Source organism: Micromonospora sp. NBRC 110009, from assembly GCF_030518795.1.
Lineage (GTDB): Bacteria > Actinomycetota > Actinomycetes > Mycobacteriales > Micromonosporaceae > Micromonospora.
The window spans coordinates 5,512,301-5,530,860 of sequence record NZ_CP130427.1; the positions used below are offsets into that span (position 1 = coordinate 5,512,301).

An 18,560-nucleotide genomic window follows, 5' to 3' on the forward strand; every position below is an offset into this window, starting at 1 on the left:
CGCGCTAGGCCTCGGGTGCGGGCGGGTGGGGAATGTGGCCGGCGATGCGGTCACAGTCGTAGGGGTGCACCGCGATCCAGGTCCAGGCGCGGCCCATCACGGTGTACCGGCCGTCCGCGTCGGGCGTGATGCTGTCGACGGCCTCCGGGTCGTCGTGCACCCGGGTCTCGTCGGCCACGATGACGTCGCCGTCGAAGCGCAGGCGGGCCATGGACTCGTCGACCATCTGCTCCTGGCGCTCACCGGTGATCCCGTCGGCGGCGAGGTGCTGCCGGTAGCGGTCGCGGGCATCGTGCTGGTCGGCGATGATCGCCTCGGCCACCTCCCGGGTGCAGGTGAACACCGCCCACCCGTTCCACGTGTCGACCAGGGTGCCGACGAACCCGACCGGGATGCGCAGCTGCCCGTGCTCGTTGGGTGTCCACGCCCAGTCGCCGGCGAACACGCCCGGCCCGCCCAGCCGCACCCGGTCCGGGTACACGTGGCGCAGGTCCCGGTCGTCGCCGTCGGCGTGCAGGACCACGCGGCACTGCCGGGCCGCCTCGGCTTCGGCGGCGCCGTCGTACCCGTCGCCCCACGCCCACCGCGCCTGGTCACACCGCTGCGCGGTGAGCCGCTCCCATGCCGGCGCGCCAGGCGGGGCATGCTCGGCGTAGCGGTCGGCGTCGTCGGCCAGGCTGTACCGGTCGGCGGCCGGTAACCCGTCAATTTCCCGACCCGCTTCGATGGCTGCGAGGATCTCCCGGGCGGCCCCCGCCACGTCGCCGGTGGCGCGCCCGCCGATGGTGTCCTGCGCCCACCATGCGGCGGCGTCCCGCCCGGCGGCCGCCCCGGCCGTGCGCAGCGCCTCGAGCACCCGCTCCCAGCCGGCGTCGGGAAGGCGACGCACCCGGTCACCCGCGCCGAGCAGCATCGCCAGCCGGGAGCCGCTGTCCCACCGCACGTCCAGCACCTGATGGCACGGGTCGTAGCGGCGCACCGTGCCCTCGTCGCCCGGCCGCAGCCGGGTGTGCGGGTCGCCGGTGTGCTCGAGCGCGACCCGGTCGCCCGGCTGGTAGCTCACAGCGTCCTCGCCGTCGTTGTTGTTGATGGCGCTCACGGTGATGTCCTCTCCGTGTCGTGAAGGTCAGAAGTGGTGGCGGTCCGGAACACCCGGCTGCGCCAGTGAGGGATCCGCGGTGTCGCGGACGGTCTGCGGTCAGATCACGACGCGGCGCACGGCGGCGAGCTGCGCGGCCCATCCGGACAGGCGGGTGAGGTTGACGACGTCGCCGCTGTGCGGGGCCTGCACGATCAGTCCTTGACCGAGGTACATGCCGACGTGGCCGGGGCGGGCTGCACTGCCGCGGCTCCCGGGAATGAACAGCAGGTCCCCGGGCCGCAGGTCCCGGTAATCGGTGACAGGCTGGCCCGCGTCGACCTGCTCGCTCGTGGTCCGCGGCAGGCCAACACCGGCCACCCGATACGCCTGCTGCACCAGCGACGAGCAGTCGCACTGGCGGGCGGGCACACCAGAGTGGGGTGCGGTGCAGTCCCCGCCGAAGGTGTAGGGGGTGCCGAGCTGGGCCAGGGCCCAGCCGACCGCCGTCACCACCTGTCCCGGGGTGCCCGGCGGCAGCGCGAAACCGGCCGGTAGCGGCACCTGCTCGCTGCCGGGTTGGCCGTCGCCGCCGTCGAACAGGCACAACGGGTTGCTCATGGCCTGTTCCAGATCGGCGGCGACAGGCCCGGCGGGAGTGCCGCCGGTCAGGACGCGGACAAGCGCGATCGCGTCGTCCTCCCAGCGGGCGTAGGCGCCGGGGTAGGCGGATCGCTGCACCGCCTGGGCGGCATCGGTCAGGGCCATGGCCTGCCAGCCGTCCACGGCCAGCAGCGCCTGATAGAACCTCCCGGCCGCGTAGCGCGGATCCCGCAGTTGGGCAGGGGTGCCCCAGCCTTGCGACGGGCGCTGCTGGAACAACCCGACCGAGTCGCGGTCCCCGCCGGGCAGGTTGCGCAGGGTCGACTCCTGCATGGCGGTGGCCAGGGCGACGACCCAGCCGCGAGGCGGAACCTTCAGGTCCGCGCCGACGGCGACGATCACGGCGGCGTTGGCCACCTGGTCGCTGTTCCACCCAGCGGCACCGGCCGCGGGCGGAGACACGGCGATGGTGGACCCGGCGCCGACGGCGCCGTAGCAGGCAGCCGCGGCGGTGCCGCCGCCGGTGAACAACGCGCCGACCCCGCCCGCGCACAGGACCACCACCGCGACAACCGCGGCCGCGAGGGTGGCGAGGGCGCGGGCGCTCACCGCGGCACTCCCGCCGCCGCTGCCGTGCGGCGAAGCTCTCCCATGCAGCGGTTCGCGGCGGCGGGCCGGGGCAGGCACCCCGACAGGGGGTACCGGGCGATGAGGCTGCCGTCGTCGGTGTGCACGGCGACAGTGGCGGTGTCCGGGTCGAGCAGGTAGATCCATTCGACGTCGAGGTGCCGCGAGTGACTCAACGGGAACACGGTGACCGGTTCCAGCACATCCACCGCCCCATCGGCGCAGGTGGAGGCCAGGGTCATCCCGACGCCCGGCACCGGGAGCTGGCCGGCGACCGCCGAGCGGGTGGCGGCGGTCATGTCCGGGTCGAGGTACTCCCAGTCGCAGGCGAGGACCGCGGTGACCAACGCGCGAGTGTCGTAGTGGGCATGCCGGGCCCAGGTCGCGGCCAGGCTGGGCAGGATGGCGCTCGGGTGGCCGTCGCAGAGCACGAAGCGGGCGTGCGCCAGGCGCGGCTGGTCGGGTTCGGTGATGCCGACGTAGCAGTGGCTGCTCACGGGACAGGACTCCTTCAGCGAGAGGCGAATGAAATAGGTGCGCCCGCCCGCCTTGCGGCGGGCGGGCGCATTCGGGTGATGGGGGAGGCCCGGTAGGCCTGCCACGGCTGGCGCGGGAACTGCTCGCGCCTGGCGATGCCGCCGGTATGGCCATGCCGTCCATCTGGGACGGGTGGAGCTGATGCGCCCTACCGGTCAGGGCTCGTCGTGGTCAGGGCGGGGCGGCCAGGTGGCGGGCCGGGGGCGCCAGCCGAAGATCGGGTCGGTGGTCTCGACGGATCCGCAGCGGGTGCACCGGGTGTAGGTGTCCTCGCCGTAGCCGGCCATGGACGGCACCTCGTCGGAGACGATCTGGTCGACCGCGCCGCAAACGCGGCAGCGGATGGACGCACCATCGGGCCCGCACACGGTGAAGATCGGCTCGTCGGGGTCGGTGTCAGGCGGCGGCTGCCCGGTCATGCCGTGCCTCCCGCCGTGCTCCAGTGGGGGTGGCGGGCGGTGGCGGCCACCAGCGCGGCCAGTCCGGGCTGGGTGGCGGGGGTGTCGTCCGGGTCGGGGGTGTCGTCGACGACCAGCGCCGGGTGGTCCTCACCCAGGTGGTGGGTGAGTTGGTAGACGCGGCCGTCGGTGTCGACCGCGTCGATGCGGCGGACCTGCCTCGGCTGGCCGTGGACGGTGAGGATGTCGTCGTAGCAGGCGGCCCAGGCCAGCAGCCGCACGTCGGGCTGCGTCGCGCGGATCAGCCGCACGATGGTGTCGAGGGTGGCCCGGTAGGGCGCGGCCGCCTCCGGCTCGTCGAGGCTGGCGGCGAGGCGGTGCAGCAGCGCGGGCAGCCCGGCCGGGTCGGTGGCCAGGTCGTCGCGGCGCAGCGGGAACTCCACGCTGCGCATCTGGCGTACCGGGGTCGGCCCGTCGGTGATCAGGGGCCGGTCGTGGATGAGCAGCAGCGTCACGGGCCGGCCCCAGTCCAGCGCGTCGGCGTCGGCGTCGACGGCCAGCAGGCATCCGGCGAGGGTGTGTACAGCGGCGAAGGACAACACAGGGGTCTCCTTGTCATCGAGCAGGAAAGGGGAGGACCCCGCAGCCGGCGGCTGCGGGGTCCTCGGCATCAGGAACGGGCCCACTGGTGGGCGGGGGATCGGTGGGCCGCGCGGCCCGCGCAGCCCCGGGGCGGCCGACCGCGGGGTCCGGCATCGCTGGGCGTGGCGGCCGGTGCCGACTTCTGCCGGCGATGTGCAGGCCGGGCGCCCGCTGGTCAGCGGTAGTGGCGGTCGCGGCTGCGCCGCCCAGCTGCAGCGGCGCGGGGGTGGTGCTCGCACACTCCGCTGCCGGAGCGCTTGGCCTGGTACATGGCGGTGTCGGCTTCGGCGAGCAGCTGTCGGGGGCTGATGTGCCGGTTATCGCTGTGGGTGTGGCCGACCGAGGCGGCCATCCGGAGGTTGCCGTTGACCACGCGGATCGGGGCGGCGGCGATGACCTGCCAGGCGGTGTGGGCCGCGGCGGCGGTGTCGTCCCGGTCGCCGGACACGAGCAGGGCGAACTCGTCGCCGGAGAGCCGAGCCGCGATCTGCACCGGTGCGGGCAGGCTGGCCAGGAGTCGTGCGATCCGTTCGAGCAGGTCGTTGCCGGCGTCGTGGCCGAGGGTGTCGTTGACGGTCTTGAACCGGTCCAGGTCGAGCAGCACCACGCCGACCGGCGTGCGGTCGGCGAGCGCGGCACGAAGGTGGGTGAGGAACAGCCGCCGGTTGGGCAGGCCGGTGATGTCGTCGTGGGTGGCCTGGTAGCGGGCCGTCTGCAGGGCTTGCTGCTGCCGCCAGAGCAGGGCTCCGGCGAAGGCGAGGCCGGCGAGGATGCCGCCGGTGGCGGTAGCGATCGTGTTCAGGGTGGGAGACACTCGGGACGCTCCTTATGGGTTAAGGAGCACCGGGGGCGGGCGTGAGGCGCCAACTTCGACGCCCGCCCTCGGGCTGCCGGACCGGTGGACTACTCGCCGCCGTTGGCGGGGGCGAGCTGGAAAGTGGCGGGGCGCTCGACGGTCTGCACGGCCTTGCCGGAGGCGACGAGCTTGATGGCCGCGTTGGCGACCGCACCTGCGCTGGCCTTGGCCGCGCCCGTGCCGGCGTTCGCGGCGTCGACGAGCTTGCACAGCTCGCCGGTCCTGTAGGCCCGGTCGGGATGCGCTTCGAGAATGTCCAGGACCGCCCCGCGCAAGGACCCGCCCCTACGGCGCGCCGCCGCCGAACGGTCCTCGCCGCGCGGCCCGCCGTCGCCGCTGTCGTGACTGCCTGCCGGCGTCTGGCACGCCGGGTCGGTTGCCTTGTCCGCAACGTCGCCAGCGGTGGACTCCCCGCCGTCCCGTGCTTCCGGCTCGGGCTCCTGCTGGGAGGCAGGAGAGCTGTCGGGCGAGCCGGTGGTGTCGGCTGCGGTCGACGGGTCGGCGTCACCGGGCTGGAGCTGCGCCTCGGCGGCGTCAAGCTGGGCAACCTCGGGGTCGGCGGCCGGTGCGGGTGCGTCGGCCGCCGCTGGCTGCGGGGTAACGGTGGTGGCGGTGGCGGCGCGGCCGGCGTCGGTGAGCCGCCACAGGGTGCGGCCGTCGCCGGTGCGAAACCGCTCGGCCTGCCCGGAGCTTTCCCAGGCGCGCAGCTTCGGAGTGGTGGTGGAGTAGGCCAGTCCGGTGTGCTCGGCGACTTCGGCGGCGGTGGCCTGGCCGAGTTCGGCCAGCGCCGCGAGGACCTTGAACGCGCTATGCGCGGGAGGGCTTTCCGTGTGCGTGTCGGTCATGCCGGTTGTCCTTTCATCGTTCGATTCGGGTCGAGGTCCGCGCACTGATCCACGCTTCGAAGGCGGCGGTGATCAAGTGCATGGACCGCATCTCGGGACAGGCCAGGGGCCTGATTCGGCTCAGCCGGACGTCGTGTGGCCGGATCCGGCGAAAAGCGAGGCGCTGGCGGTGGAAGGCGCCGAGGCCGCCAGCCGGCGGGAGGCGACGACGGTTCCTTGCGCGCATGGCGCTCGCGGTCCGCGCGGGCTGTCGTCGAGCCGCACCGGCGCAGCGTTCGTGAGTCGCCTGGTGGCTCGTGGTCGCAATGACCGGACGGCATTACTTAGAGCAGCGGCGGCGTGACGGTCGTTGGTACCTTCTGCCGCATGAGTGGGGGCCGGGGCTCTGGAAGCCGCAACAAGCGGCGGCAGGTCAGCGACGAGGGACGGGCTGCGGCTGCGCAGGACTACCGGGAGTCGGTGGGCCGGTTGCAGCACACCGCCTACCGGAACCTGCGGCAGACGATCGCCTACGCCACCATCTTCGTCGCGGTCGTCGCCACCTGGATGCTGTTCATCGGCCAGGCCACACCGACGAGCATCCCGTGGTACGCCGTGTCGATCCTCAGCGGCGCGTTCGGCCTGGCCACCTACTTCGTCCGGGAATCGCGCCCGCGGCTCTACGTGCTCGCCGCCGCCGTCGTCCTGGCTGTGGTGGGCGTGACCGGCATGTTCCTCACCGACTAGCGCGGCGCAGATGACACTGTCGGTCGAGCCGGGAAGCGCTGGCCGCCTTCGCCCGCCACGTCGATCGCGCCGCCGCAGACGTGTGGGACATCCGCGCCTACCTCAACCACCACGCGGACGTCACGACCGGAGGCGAGCGGATCAAGATCGCCAAGAGGGCGCACGAGCACGCGATAGAGGCAGCCAACAAAAACGGTGCACAGTCGGTGTGTCGTGACGAAGCGGCTCTCGATTGGCAGGTGGAAGTGGAAACAGCGGCCTGTCGCCGGCCTCGGCTCAGAGAAGGGCCCCGGGCCCGGGGCGCTGGCGATGCCGCGCTCCGCCTGCCCGCGGCCCGCCGGCCGGCGCGCGGCCACCGCCCCTGGCGGCGGATGAAGCGCCCGGCCGGGGTGGAGGCAGGCCAGAGGTGAGCGAGATCGGTTGGACTCAGCCGGCCCGGGAAAGCGGCATCGGTCCGCAGCTCGAGAGCCGACGTGGCCGGCAGCGGCAGCGTCAGACAATGGGCGGCGGGCCCTGAGGTGACAGTGAGGTCGGCGGCCTGTCTCGTACTAGAGAGCGACGGCGAGCAGCCGCTGATTTGGGCCGAGGGAATCAAGGTGGGCCAGGGCCTGCTCCAGGTAGGTGATGCGGTGAGCGAGGGCATCGCTGGCCGGGGCGATCTTGCGACCGTCGGCGGTGAGCATCGCATCGCCGGCGACGGCGCTCGCGGCCCGGTAGTGCTGGTAGGCGACTTCGCCTGCCTGGTACATCTCCAGCTCCCCGACGGAGGGTTGCCCGGGACCGAGTGCGGCGGCGTGCAGACGCATGGCCTGTACGCGGGGCTGGGCGTGGAAGTCCGCGACCGCGGACTCGAGGGGGTAGCGGTCGGGGTCGGTGAGGTGGCGGGTTTCGAACATCGGCCATGGGGTGGCCGCTCTGGTGCCATGCACGACCCGCTGCCAGACCTGGTGGCGGATGCCGGCGCCCACGGCCGCGGCCTGGCGCATGCCGGCCAGGTCGAGCAGCCGCACCGGTCCGCCCACGCATGGCGCAGGGCGGCCCCTGCGCAGCCCGATCATGAGGTGGTGCTGCCAGAGCCGCAGCCGCGGCACCGCCCAGAACAGGGCCGTGAAAGTGCCGGTCACACCGAAGTGTGTGTCGAGGTGGTGGCTCGTGAGCGCCGCCGCGGGCAGCTCCTCGGGCAGACAGATCACCATCGTGGCGATGCTCGGGGCCGGCGTGACGGTCGGCCGCGACGCGGTGGCGGCCGCCCGGATGGCGGCCGGACGCGGCCCTGACGGCGGAGCGGCCTTCGCGGCGGCCGGTCGTGCGGGGACGGCAGGCACCCGGCTGCCGTGTCGGGTCAGCGGAGTGCCGTTGACAGGGGACATGCGTGATCCTCCTTCGATGGCCTTGCGCGCGGAGCGCAGGGATGACCGGCCCACGGGGCGCGCGGGTCGGCTTCAGGCGAACGGAAAGATGCAGTGGTGCGAGTGGCTGGTCGACCTCGAAGGGCCGCCGCGCGGGATGTGTGCCGACCGGCCGAAGCGGGTGGGCATCGCACACCGCAGGGGTGCGGCGGGGATCCCTGAGATGGGACCGGACCGGGATGCTGCGAAATGTGGGGTGATGTTGGCCGAGACGGTAGCGGCCCGATCTGTCAGCGCCCGTCGCCCCCGTCCTGGCGGAAGCGGTGCTGAGCTGCGATGTCAGCCCGTGTCCCGGCCGCGCCGCCAGGGTTGCCGGATGCCTGTCAGGTCAGGTGGGTCTGACAGGCGACCGGCGGCGGTGACAGATGGACGCCGCCGACCGGGCGCCACCAACCTGGGCCATCATGGGCCAGTAGCAAGGCGTTCGAGCGGTCACCAGCGGGTACCAGAGCAACGCCCACCGTCGCGAGTAGGCGTCTCGGGCATGACGACCAGTTGAGCGCGCTCTTGGGAACTGATGGTGTGGAAGCAGGAAGGGCACGCGCGGCACGCCGCACTATGCGCGCAGGTCGCCGAGCCACCACACGTCATGGGTTGTCCAGGCGCTCGGAGTGCCCGACACCTGCAGTGTGACGCCGCCATCAAAGCTGAGGACCAGGTCGGCGTTGTCCGCCACGGTGACGGCTGTGACGGTCAGGTTCAGCACTCCGAGTAGGGCCGGTAACGCGGACGCCGGCTCCTCCGCCGCCAGGTTGAAGACAGAAGGCGGGGGCGGGAGTGCCTTACACATGGTATCGATGTACAGCCGCAGCTCGGTCGGCGCCATGGCCGCGCTGTCGCTGGTGAATGTGACGAAGGGCCAAGCCTGACGGACGCCAACCTCAGTGACGAAGAAGCCGACCAGCGAGCGCGGGTCATGGTTCATGTCGCCAGGCTAGCGACCGCCCGCGGTGTGCCCTGCATGCCCGATGTGGCGGCCGGCGGCAGGCAATCACGGTCAGCGATGAGAGTGACGAACAGGCCGTGACCAGCAAGGAGGGCGGGTAGTCGGACCGCCAACAGCATAGGTGCAGCCCACGTGCCTATGCCCCTGTCTGGTGCAGCGGCCTTGCGTCCGATCGAGCCAGACCCTCGCCTTCCGCGATGGCTTCTTGCAGTTGCCTGACGAGCTGGCGCAGGCTCGCGTCGAGGTCGACCTGGTCTTTCGTCTGGGCGATGATCTCGTCGTGTACGTCGTCGACGAACGGCTGCCAGGTGTCGCGGGCGAGCCGCGTGCAGTCGGCGATGACCTGTTGACGCATCTCGGCCGCGGCCTTGTCCTGGTTCAGGCGCGTGCGATTCGCGAGGTACTGGTCGACGAACGTCGTCAGGTAGACGGTGAGGGAGAGCGCGGCTTCGACGGTGCCGACGTACGGCTTCACCTTCTCGGCCATCTTTAGCGTCTTGGTCTCCTTGCCGGCAGTCTCCCCGACGTCTGCGGTCATGGTCTTCAGCACGCCGAGCAGCATGCCCCCGATGTTCTTGGTGTGCTCCGAGATCTGACCGGGCGCGCCCGGGACGGTGGCAGCGTTCTCCTTGGACTTGAGTGTCCCGACCAGCGAAGCGAAGCCGGCCCAGGTGGGGAGGGCGCGGTCTCGCTCCTTGCCCTTGCGGATCGACTGCCGCAACCGGTCTAGGTGGCCCTCATGCCTGGTGAACCACTCGCCGACCTTGCGCTGCAGCTCGTCGGCGGCGGAGCCGGAATCCCACGACCGCCGCAGCACCTCGTCGACGAGACCTTCGAGGCCGGCCTGAGCGGCCCGGTCGAGGTTGCCGAGCTGCCTCTCCCATTGGTCGCGGCGATCGACGCCGTGGGCCGCCACCCTGGCTTGTTCCGCGTAGTCCGCCAGTTGCCCGCGCAGTACGGACAAGGTCTCGTCCAACACCGCTGACCAGTACCGTTGCCCGGCCGCATGCCGCCACCCGGGCAGGGCTGACGGGGACACCGCCCCGAAAGCGTTCGTGAGGTCCTGCATGCCGTCCCAGTCCCGGAACTCGTCCCAGGTGTCGCGGCCGAGATCGGTGACCGGCCCGGCGGTCTGGAACGGGTCCTGCGAGACGACGAAGACCGGCACCCGGTCGTCAAGGCCGAACAGGTCCCGCAACTCGCGGACCTTGCGGTCACCGAGTTCCCGGTACCCCGGGAGGTCGTACTCCGGGTTCCCGGCGGCCTCGTCGAACCGGGAGATGACGAACCACATCGTCCCGGCCGGCCAGCCCTGCGTGAACAGCCTCCGGAGCACGTCACGTTCGGCGGTCACCAGCTGCGGGGTCAGCACCGCGATGCCGACGTCGGTGAGCCCGACCGCGGCCATCGCGAGGGAGCTGTTCTGTTCGCGGACGCCTGACGCGCCGACGTCGAATCCGGGGGTGTCGCGGACGATGCACGTACCCAACTCGACCTCGTTGACCTCGAAGGTCTCGTGGCGAGCGCTGATCGTCAGCCAGTCGGGAACGTCGCGGCCCGAGTCGACGAGCAAGCGGCGGAGCAGGGAGCTCTTGCCGGTGTCGTAGGACCCGAAGAGGGTCACGACCGGTTGGTCCCGCTTCTGGAAGGCGTCCCAGTCGTCGGCGTACCGCCCGGGCGATCCACCGGGAAGCCGCCCCAGCCAGTCGCGCACCGCGTCGATGTCAACCACTGTGATCCGTTCCTTCCATTTCTTCCGCGGCCACGATTAGCGCATCGGCCGCCTCGGCCTGTACCTTCGCCGAGTCCATCCGCTCGACGATCGACGATTCCCGGGCGAGGTGTTCGTCGAGCAGCGCTTCGAGGTCCCTGGTCCGCTGCTCGAGGTAGGCGACGTGGCCTCCCCACTGCTCATCGCGCATGATCAGATCGACGGTCCGCGCGGCCGTCTCGTCGATCTTCTGCCACGCCGATTCCTGCTGCTCCCTGTGCTGGCCGGCCTTCTGGGCGTCGGTGGCCATCTCCGCGATGTCCATGGCGGCGGCGATGGCCCCGAGGACGAGCCCGGCCCGGGCGACGTTGGCGCCGCCCTTGACCGCGCCCCACGGTTTGAACTTGTAGTTGAATTGCTTCAGGACCGTGTAGAACGCGTCCCGGTTTCCGAGGGCTTTCGCGAGCGGCGCTACGGCTCCTGCGACGCTGCCGGCGCCCGCGACGACCTCCTCGTACCAGCCGGTTCCCTGGGCCTGGAACTCTGCCGCGAGCTCGGGCGCCACCTGGAGTTCGGCAGCGCGTATCTCGCGCCCGATCGTCGGGAGGTGATCGCCATGCCACTCGGCCAACCGGCGTGCCGCGTCGTCGCGGTAGCGTTCAAGATCAGCCTCGAACTGCGGTGTCTTCCACCAGGACTCGACGAGGCTCGTCAGCTTCTGGGCGTCCTTGCGGTCGAGGTCCGCGACCGCGGATTTCGCCGGCACCGCGTGGCGGTCCACCATGCGGCGGGCGTCCTCGCGCAGTGAGCTCTCGACAATCATGGCGTCGCGCAACGCGTCCCGGAGACTGGCGATCAGCGGTTCCAGGTGGCTCAGTGCCTTCTCGCCTTCGGCCAGCATCTGGTGCAGCGTGTGCCGGTGACGCTTGAGGGCGGTAACCGCCGCGTCGAGGGCGGCCGAGGACGCCGCATCGGCCAGCCGCTCGTCGGAGAGGCCGGACAGGGCGCTCGTCAGTGCGGCCACGCCGTCCCACAGCCGATGCTCGTCGAAGTCCACGGGCTGCGCCGTTGCCGCCCCACCGACCAGGCCGAACGGATCCCCGGACAGGCAGTGGATCCGGTCGAGCTCCACGTCGGCGCAACGCGCGGCGAGGGCCGCGCGCAGCTCCTCGCGTTTGCGGTTCTGCAGACGGAGGAAATCATCGGGTGCGGTCAGCGGATCGGCGCCCAGCTCGTCGCACCGGTTGATGAGAAACACCGTCCGCCCGCCCTTGGCGGCGGTCATCTCCGTACCGCGCAGGAGCTCCTCCAGCATCGAGGTGTTGCCGACCAGCAGGTTGACGTGGACGACGACGAGCACGAGAGCGGCCTCGGTGATCGCCTCGAGCGCGGTGGCGTCGTGCTCGTCGTGTCCGCTCTGCAGGCCGGGCGTGTCCACGAGATCGAACCCGGGGAACCGGTAGCGGCTCGCGGCCGTTGTCGCCGGCAGCGCGCGGGTGTCGAACGCGGTGTCCGGCCGCAGGCCACGGTCCACCATGATCCGGTGGACCAGCGACGACTTACCCGAGTTGTAGTCACCCAGCACGGCGAAGACCGGCCGCGCCCCGCGGACGCGCCAGAAGGCTCGAACGACGTCGGCCAGCGCCGGGTCACGCCGGGCCGCGTCCTCCAGGTCGTGACGCCAGGAGTAGATCTGCGCCGGCGTCGGTGACCGCCACGCCTCGGTCACGGCGTGTGCCAGCCGCGTGCGGTCCGCCTCCTGGCGACTCGCGTACGCCTCGCGCACCGCCTCGCCGATCTGCACCGGCTGGTGGTCGACGCCGGACTCCAGCCAGTCCTCGCCCAGCAACGCCCGGGTCACCTCGGCCGGGGTTTCCCCCATCCGGCGCTGTGCCCGCCGCAGGACGTCGGTCACCGCCGGCGTGGGCCGGACCGCGTCGGCGTAGGTCCGCAGGCTGTCGAGCAGCCGCGTGATCCGGGCGCGCGCCATCCGACGCTCGATCGCGGCGCTCAGCGACTCGCCGACCGCGGGCCCCAGCGACGTCCACGCGGCTCTGCGGCTGTCCTGGACGAGCGCGTCCTCGTAGGCGACGAACGTCCGGTCCACCGCCCGATGACCTTCGGCGATGGCGTCGGCCTTCGCCTTCCGGGTCTGCTCCGCCCCCTGCTCGCTCGCCTTCTTACCGAAGTGCTTCCCGACCTGCGTGACGATGCCGATGCCGGCGACCGTGGTGGCGAGCACCCATCCCGCGGGGTTCCAGATGAGTGGCAGCGCAAGGGCGCCGAGACCCACCGCGATGCTCGTGCCCTGGGCGGCGTCACCCGCCACGCTGCCGCCCTTGTCGCCGGCGATCGTCGCGGCGTGCACTGCGGCCGGCCCGCTCGCGGCGGACTCGTCGTCCACCGCGATCTCCAGCTCACGCTGCAGGAACACCTGACGGTCCGCCCACACGGCCTGCGCCGCGGTGGCCATGGCTCCTTCGTCGTACGTGGCTGCCCGGAACTCCGGCTCGCCGAACGCCTTGCGCTCGGCGAAGGCCCGCTGGATCGCGTCGTCTACGTTGACCTTCGCCTGCCGGTGGCAGCCCGACAGGTGCGACGCGGCGAGATGCCGGACGAAACGGTCCAGCGACCCCTTGGGCGGCGAGGTGTACGGGCCGCCCCGCGCCTGCTCGGACAGATCGACCAGATCTCCGCTGAGCGCCGCGTCGTGCAGCCACTGGGCACGTTCGGCGTCCTCCGGATAGCCCAGCACGGCGAACAGCGACTCGACCCGGCGCTCCAGGGACTCCGCCTCCCGCTCGAGCTCGGCCGCCAGGTTTTCGAGCTGGCCGATCCCGCGGCGGCACCGTGACCGGATGTCCTCGCGCAGCGCGGTCAGCCGCAGATCTGCGCCGCCCTCCGCGATCGAGGCGGTGATAAGGCGCTCCAGCTCGGGGAAGTTCGACCAGCGGTCGAGGTAGTCCGTGCCGAAACGCTCCCGTTCGTTGTGGAAGTCCTCCGGGAATGGACCGCGGAACGGGGTCGCGGCGCGCGCGTACAGGGCCCGCTGGCTCTGGATCGCGACGACCGGGACGTCGAACAACCCGATCTGGGCGAGCTGGGTCCGGATGTTGTCGGCGTGCTGGCGAACCGTCTCGGACAGATGCCGGCGGCCGGACTCCCGGACCACCGCCGGGTGATGCCAGCGCCGGTTGCGGGAGTTGAGGACGGCCACCACCGGCTTTCCCCGGTCGAGGACCCAGGCGGCGATCTTCTCGAACTCCATCGCCTGCTGGGACTGGCTGTCGAAGCACAGGAGCACAATGTCGGCGATCTCAACCGCCGCGCGGGCCCGGGCTTCGAGGACATCACGACTCTCGGAGGCGCCCCAGCCGTTGATCCCGGGTGTGTCGAACAGCCGGCAGTCCCGCCACGCGACATGGCGCACTTCGGTGGTGAAATCGTTGTCACCGGGTGAGACGTACGCCCCGTCGAGCCGGCCGAACACCGACAGCAGGGTGCTCTTCCCGGCGCCGGTCCGCCCGAAGAACGCGATGTTGAACGTGCCGAGCGACTCCCGCTCACGGTCGAGGTGACGCCGCAGCTCCGCCGGAAACCCCTGGACGAAGTCTCTTAGCCGAGCGATCGAGCCCGGGCCCTGCCCTTGGGTGAAGGCGGCGACCAAGCCGTCCGTGATGTCGTCCAGGTGCACCAGTTCCGCGCGTCCCTGCTCGACGGCCGACCGAACGGCCTCCTCGAATGACCGCACCTCTGTCGTCAACTCATCATCACTTTCGCTGCCTGACGGGTCACGGCTCGAATGCACCGTCAACTTGCCGGCGCCCAATACCGAGAAGTTGTCTACGGGATGCGTGGCGATCTTGTCCAGCGTGAAGCTGAGTTCAAGGCCGGTCTGTCGGGGGAGCGACAGCGCACTGGAGAATGAGGCCCATGCCCTTGCCCGACTCGGTCCGTCGGATCGCCGTGGTTCTGGGGCGTCTTGCACCGCCGTACGGGCCGCTGGAGCTGCCACCACCGATCTCGCCAGACGAGCCACTCGACGACATCGCCCCCGGCTACGCCGAGTTCTTGCGCCTTGCCGACGGGGCTGTATGTGGCAGCGCCGGCGACATCCGGCTGTGGTCAGCAGCCTCGGTGCGGCAGACGCCGTGGGTGGCCGACGACTTGCCGGGCGGTGCTGCACGGTGGTGCGCGGTCGCGGACGTGCTGGAGAATCCCGTTCTGGTGGAGCGAGCCACCGGGGAGGTGTGGTGGTTCTCCAACCTGAACGTCGTCTGGTACACCGACGCTGAGCTGGCCAGTTTCGCGAAGCTGGCGGACGACGTCGCTGGGTTCATCGACTACCTCATCCTCGGCCCTGGCTACGTGCAGCACCTGTCGAGTGGGCCAGACGACCCGTGGCTGCAGGCGCTGTCGAGCAGTGACCCGCGCCAGCAGGGCTGACTGCGGCAGCTGGCTAGTCGTCGTCAGGGTGGATGAAGCGGTGCGGGTTCGTGGCGGGGTTGTCGGGGCCGTGGTCGCTGGGCAGCTCGTGTAGCCAGCGGCGCAGCCCGGGCTCGGTGGTCAGCGTCCAGGCCGGCCCGGCGGGATGCTCGTCGTGGATGCCGGTGGCGACGGGCATGGCGGTGGGCACACCGGCGAGCGCGCGTAGGAGGTTGGCCTCGCGGCGTCGGCTGCGCACGCGCAGCAGGACCGGGTAGCGAGGCCCGAACTGGGTGAGGCGCTCGTAGCCGCGCAGCTTGCGCAGCACGACGGCGAGCTGCTCGGTGCCGTTGTCGTGCTCCAAGAAGAACCCCACCTGCTGGTCCCCGACGCACCACATGCCGTGCCCGTCGGGCCGGATGCCGGCGACGGCATAGGCGGCGGTCGCGTGCTGCTCGGACCACCACCTCGCCAGGCGCACGTCTGGATGGCAGCGCGCGTGAGCGAGGAGGTCGACGAACAGTTGATTGGTGCCGAGCAGGTGGGCGAGTCGACAACTGCCGACGATGCGTTCGGTGCGCTCGATGCTGCTGCGCGGCGGTCGGGCGTCGGGCCGATCCGGGTCGTTGTAGGCGGTGGGGTGCACCAGCATGCCGAGGGGGCCGAGGGCGTAGAGGTACTGCCCGTCGCCGGTGGTGATGTCGACGAAGCGGCTGACAGCCTCGATGCCGTGCAGGGTGGCCAGCCGCAGCCGGGCGGAACGGCGGGAGGTGAACGCCGCCTCGGTGATCTGGTCGGCCGAGAGCACATAGTGCTCGGCGAGCCAGGCGAGGAGCTGACGGTCGCGCAGCGTGAGCCGACGTAGGTGCTCCAGACGGGAGCGGCGGCTGGTGTTGCTGCGCGAGGCGAGGAGCCGGGGGTTGGATGACCGAGGATGGAAGACAGGTCGATCGGTAGACACGAGCGGACATCCCTTCAGGGAGGAAGTGGATCCCCTCCGTTGGAGGGGTGTCTGAAATCAGGGGTGGTGGTGACCGTGCCGCTGCGCCGCCGTGTGCTGCACTGACAGGCCTGCCCGCGCTGGTCGGTCAGCGGCAGTCAGCCCTTGGCGGTGAAGGGCGGAGGAAGCGTCTGCGGAAGGGGCGACGGAAACCCCACCAGGCGCCTGACAGACGCCCAAGGAACCTTCGTCAGCCCGGCCACCCGGCCATACCGGGCGAGCCGTTCGGGGTCAACCGGGCCTCAAGGCCTGGCCTTGTCGCCCTCTACACGGGGCGCGCGGGTTTGCTGGGGTGGCCTTGAGTAGCGGTCGACCAGAGCGTCGATCGCGCCGGTGTCCTGCGCCGGGACGGCGCGCGCCGCGGCCTGCCGGATCGCGGTCGCCTCGCCGATCAGCGGCTTGGGTGGGCGGGTCCTCATGGTGAACGCCGGCGTCTGCCGGCCGCCCACGACCAGGCGGGTGGCGGCGGTGTAGGCGTCGAGGTGGGTCAGGTCGTGCTCGTCGAGTTCCGGCAGGGTATGCCGAGCCAGGACACGGGCGTCCTCCGGCGCGCACGAGAAGTAGATCTTGTTGCGGGCGTTCGCCGAGGCGGCGGCGAGAAGGTCCTTCGGGAACTGGGCGAGGTCCTGGTGCGACAGCACCAGCGACAGCCGGTACTTACGGGCCTCGGCGAGCATCGTGTCCAGCGAATTGGCGAGGGTGAGAAAGTTCTGCGCCTCGTCGATGACCAGCGTGGCGTCCCGCCGCTTGTCGGGGGCGATCTTCGCCCGGGCGGTGGCCGCCTGCCACACCTGCGCCAGCACCAGAGAGCCGAGCAGCTTGCTGGTGTCCTCCCCGAGCTGGCCCTTGGGGATGCGCACGAGCAGCGCCCCCCCGTCGAGGAGCTCACCCATATCGAAACTCGAGCGCGGGTAGCGCATCGTGCGTTTGACGAAGTCCCGCAGCAGGAACGCCCGCAGGCGGGCAAGCACCGGTCCGATGACCTGAGAGCGCAGGGCGGGGTTCAGCTCGTCGTACCACTGCCAGAACCCGGACAGGCCGGCCGGATCATCGAGGTCGACGGTCATCGCCGAGCGGAACTGCGCGGAGTTGAGCAGGGGCGGGATGTGCTGCAGGGTGACGTTGGCGTGCCGCAGCAGGGTCAGGCACGCCACCCGCATGACATCGTCCATGCGCGGGCCCCACGCCTTGGCGAAGATGTTCCCGAAGATCGACACGAGGTTGTCGACCACGAGGTCAGGGTCGTCTCCCGAGAGCGGGTTGATCGTCGGCGGGTTGGGCTGGTCCGGGTCAAACAGCACCACCCGGTCCGCGACCGATGCCGGGAGCCGGTCGAGGATGTCCAGGACCATGTCGCCGTGCGGGTCGATGACCACCGTGCCGCGGCCGGCTTTGATGTCGTCGACGGCCATGTTCACCAGCAACGTCGTCTTCCCGGAGCCGGTGGCCCCGACCACGTGCAGGTGGTAGCGGGCGTCGGGCACGGCCAGCGCCACCCCGTGGCCGCCGACCTGCGCGTCGCCGATCACCTTCATCCCGCGCCCACCGCTGGGCACGGCGACCGGGGCGGGCATCGACTTCGCCCGCGCCCGATCCAGCCCGGGCACGGCCAGGTCCCGGGGCAGCGCGGCGAGCGCGGCCAGTTCCGGGGTGCAGGTGAGGAACCCGCCGCCGAGACGGCGCGACGCCAGCACCGCGGCCGGCGACGACATGCGGCTACGAGGGATGAGGCGGTTGCGGCCCGAATAGATCGCGAAGGAGGACGCGACCACGTGGGCGATGCCCATCAGCCGGGGCCGTTGGTCCGTGCTTCCGCGGCGGCTGTCCTTGCCGACGGCGTAGCGCACGGCGGTCTCCCACAGCGGGTGGGAGGTCTTGTCGAGGATCGCCCGCACATCGCGCTCCACGCTCGGGTCGCGCCGCCCGGCCGGAGCTGATCGGGCGGGGCCGCCGCTGGTGCTGCCGGGTAGGAACAGCTCGACGAGCCACCGCAGGGGAGTGGCCGGGTTGAGCTCAGGGACGGCGGTTTTGCCGTCGCGCAACCGGGCGGCGGCCCGCCGTGCCCGGGCCACGCGCCGAGGCCCGGCAGGGCGGGCCAGGACCTGCACGCACGCGTACTCGTCAGCCTTGAGCTGGGAGCCGGCGGATATCAGCGCCCTCAGGGGATCGTTGTCGTGGCCGGTGTGCAACGGCAGCCACTCCGCTGCCGTGGGCTGAAGGTGACCGCCCACCGCCGCCGGCACATCCAACGGCATCGGCGGGGCAGCGGTCTCCTCGACCGCGCAGGCGGCGCCGGGCCAGGCGGCGCGGACGGCGGCTTCCACGGCGCCGCGCGCGACCGTGCCGGGCACCCACATAGAGATCAGCAGCCGCCGACCGGTCCACGAGTACTGCCACACCACGTGGGGACTGCCGTAGAGCAGCCGTCGGCGGCGCGATGCGGTGAGGGTGCCGGCGAGGTTGGCCCACAACGCCGCGGCGCCGTGCGGGTCGACCTCCGGTGGTGGGGCGATGGTGACCAGGCGGGCGCCGGCGGCGTGCCGGCGGTGCCGCCACAGCCGCAGCAGGTTGCGCCCGGCGACGTAGGCGACCAGCACGGTCGCCGCGACGGCAAGCAGCCAGGGCCGCTGCGCCACCCAGCCGGCGGCGTCGAGCACCCACCGCGCGGCGCCCGTCGGTGGTGTGAGGACATCGGTTCCTGGCGCGGAGGGGCTGGGTTCGGCCGCCGGCAAGGCCAGGTAGGTGGCGAGGGACCAG

Annotated in this window: 15 protein-coding genes; 2 read left to right on the top strand and 13 right to left on the bottom strand. The window is 71.6% G+C overall.

Annotated elements, in window-relative coordinates:
• Window positions 1-4: 4 nt before the first annotated feature.
• From Q2K19_RS26020 to Q2K19_RS26050, 7 genes are all read right to left on the bottom strand, one after another.
• Complete coding sequence (locus Q2K19_RS26020) at window positions 5-1,099, bottom strand: DUF4314 domain-containing protein (protein ID WP_302764594.1); 1,095 nt, start codon at window positions 1,097-1,099, stop codon at window positions 5-7.
• Between the two features lie 99 nt (window positions 1,100-1,198).
• Window positions 1,199-2,290 (bottom strand): C40 family peptidase, encoded by a 1,092-nt coding sequence (locus Q2K19_RS26025; protein ID WP_302764596.1) that lies wholly within the window; start codon window positions 2,288-2,290, stop codon window positions 1,199-1,201.
• Window positions 2,287-2,805: a hypothetical protein gene (locus Q2K19_RS26030; RefSeq protein ID WP_302764598.1), complete on the bottom strand. Its 519-nt coding sequence runs from the start codon at window positions 2,803-2,805 to the stop codon at window positions 2,287-2,289. The genes Q2K19_RS26025 and Q2K19_RS26030 overlap by 4 nt, the downstream gene beginning before the upstream one ends.
• Window positions 2,806-3,000: 195 nt before the next feature.
• Window positions 3,001-3,264 carry a hypothetical protein gene (locus Q2K19_RS26035; protein ID WP_302764601.1) on the bottom strand — a complete coding sequence of 88 codons (264 nt, stop codon included), beginning with the start codon at window positions 3,262-3,264 and terminating at the stop codon, window positions 3,001-3,003.
• Window positions 3,261-3,845 (bottom strand): hypothetical protein, encoded by a 585-nt coding sequence (locus Q2K19_RS26040; protein WP_302764604.1) that lies wholly within the window; start codon window positions 3,843-3,845, stop codon window positions 3,261-3,263. Before Q2K19_RS26040 ends, Q2K19_RS26035 begins: the two co-directional genes overlap by 4 nt.
• 215 nt (window positions 3,846-4,060) lie before the next feature.
• Window positions 4,061-4,699: a GGDEF domain-containing protein gene (locus Q2K19_RS26045; RefSeq protein ID WP_302764606.1), complete on the bottom strand. Its 639-nt coding sequence runs from the start codon at window positions 4,697-4,699 to the stop codon at window positions 4,061-4,063.
• An 89-nt stretch (window positions 4,700-4,788) separates the two neighbouring features.
• Entirely contained in the window at window positions 4,789-5,586 is a 798-nt protein-coding gene (locus Q2K19_RS26050) for a MarR family winged helix-turn-helix transcriptional regulator (RefSeq protein ID WP_302764607.1), read from the bottom strand.
• A gap of 366 nt (window positions 5,587-5,952) precedes the next feature.
• On the opposite strand from Q2K19_RS26050, the gene Q2K19_RS26055 reads away from it, so the two are divergent.
• Window positions 5,953-6,312 (top strand): hypothetical protein, encoded by a 360-nt coding sequence (locus Q2K19_RS26055; protein WP_302764608.1) that lies wholly within the window; start codon window positions 5,953-5,955, stop codon window positions 6,310-6,312.
• A gap of 548 nt (window positions 6,313-6,860) precedes the next feature.
• On the opposite strand, the gene Q2K19_RS26060 is transcribed toward Q2K19_RS26055, so the two are convergent.
• The 4 genes from Q2K19_RS26060 to Q2K19_RS26075 all read right to left on the bottom strand — a co-directional run bounded on the left by Q2K19_RS26060 (window position 6,861) and on the right by Q2K19_RS26075 (window position 14,207).
• Complete coding sequence (locus Q2K19_RS26060; RefSeq protein ID WP_302764609.1) at window positions 6,861-7,682, bottom strand: hypothetical protein; 822 nt, start codon at window positions 7,680-7,682, stop codon at window positions 6,861-6,863.
• A gap of 595 nt (window positions 7,683-8,277) precedes the next feature.
• Complete coding sequence (locus tag Q2K19_RS26065) at window positions 8,278-8,646, bottom strand: hypothetical protein (protein WP_302764610.1); 369 nt, start codon at window positions 8,644-8,646, stop codon at window positions 8,278-8,280.
• Window positions 8,647-8,803: 157 nt separating this feature from the next.
• Complete coding sequence (locus tag Q2K19_RS26070) at window positions 8,804-10,399, bottom strand: GTPase domain-containing protein (protein WP_302764612.1); 1,596 nt, start codon at window positions 10,397-10,399, stop codon at window positions 8,804-8,806.
• Window positions 10,392-14,207 (bottom strand): GTPase, encoded by a 3,816-nt coding sequence (locus Q2K19_RS26075; RefSeq protein WP_302764614.1) that lies wholly within the window; start codon window positions 14,205-14,207, stop codon window positions 10,392-10,394. Before Q2K19_RS26075 ends, Q2K19_RS26070 begins: the two co-directional genes overlap by 8 nt.
• Before the next feature lie 104 nt (window positions 14,208-14,311).
• On the opposite strand from Q2K19_RS26075, the gene Q2K19_RS26080 reads away from it, so the two are divergent.
• A complete protein-coding gene (locus Q2K19_RS26080; protein ID WP_302764616.1) occupies window positions 14,312-14,824 on the top strand; it encodes a hypothetical protein in 513 nt (170 codons plus the stop codon).
• A 13-nt stretch (window positions 14,825-14,837) separates the two neighbouring features.
• Here the strand turns inward: Q2K19_RS26080 and Q2K19_RS26085 are convergent, their stop codons facing one another.
• Both Q2K19_RS26085 and Q2K19_RS26090 read right to left on the bottom strand, forming a co-directional pair.
• Complete coding sequence (locus Q2K19_RS26085; RefSeq protein WP_302772747.1) at window positions 14,838-15,677, bottom strand: replication-relaxation family protein; 840 nt, start codon at window positions 15,675-15,677, stop codon at window positions 14,838-14,840.
• A gap of 368 nt (window positions 15,678-16,045) precedes the next feature.
• Complete coding sequence (locus Q2K19_RS26090; protein ID WP_446839788.1) at window positions 16,046-18,541, bottom strand: type IV secretory system conjugative DNA transfer family protein; 2,496 nt, start codon at window positions 18,539-18,541, stop codon at window positions 16,046-16,048.
• Window positions 18,542-18,560: the final 19 nt, after the last annotated feature.

Coding starts and splice junctions, on each gene's coding strand:
- Q2K19_RS26035 (WP_302764601.1), bottom strand. CDS start 3,264: ATGACCGGGCAGCCGCCGCCTGACACCGACCCCGACGAGCCGATCTTC.
- Q2K19_RS26060 (WP_302764609.1), bottom strand. CDS start 7,682: ATGTCCCCTGTCAACGGCACTCCGCTGACCCGACACGGCAGCCGGGTG.
- Q2K19_RS26065 (WP_302764610.1), bottom strand. CDS start 8,646: ATGAACCATGACCCGCGCTCGCTGGTCGGCTTCTTCGTCACTGAGGTT.
- Q2K19_RS26050 (WP_302764607.1), bottom strand. CDS start 5,586: ATGACCGACACGCACACGGAAAGCCCTCCCGCGCATAGCGCGTTCAAG.
- Q2K19_RS26080 (WP_302764616.1), top strand. CDS start 14,312: ATGCCCTTGCCCGACTCGGTCCGTCGGATCGCCGTGGTTCTGGGGCGT.
- Q2K19_RS26055 (WP_302764608.1), top strand. CDS start 5,953: ATGAGTGGGGGCCGGGGCTCTGGAAGCCGCAACAAGCGGCGGCAGGTC.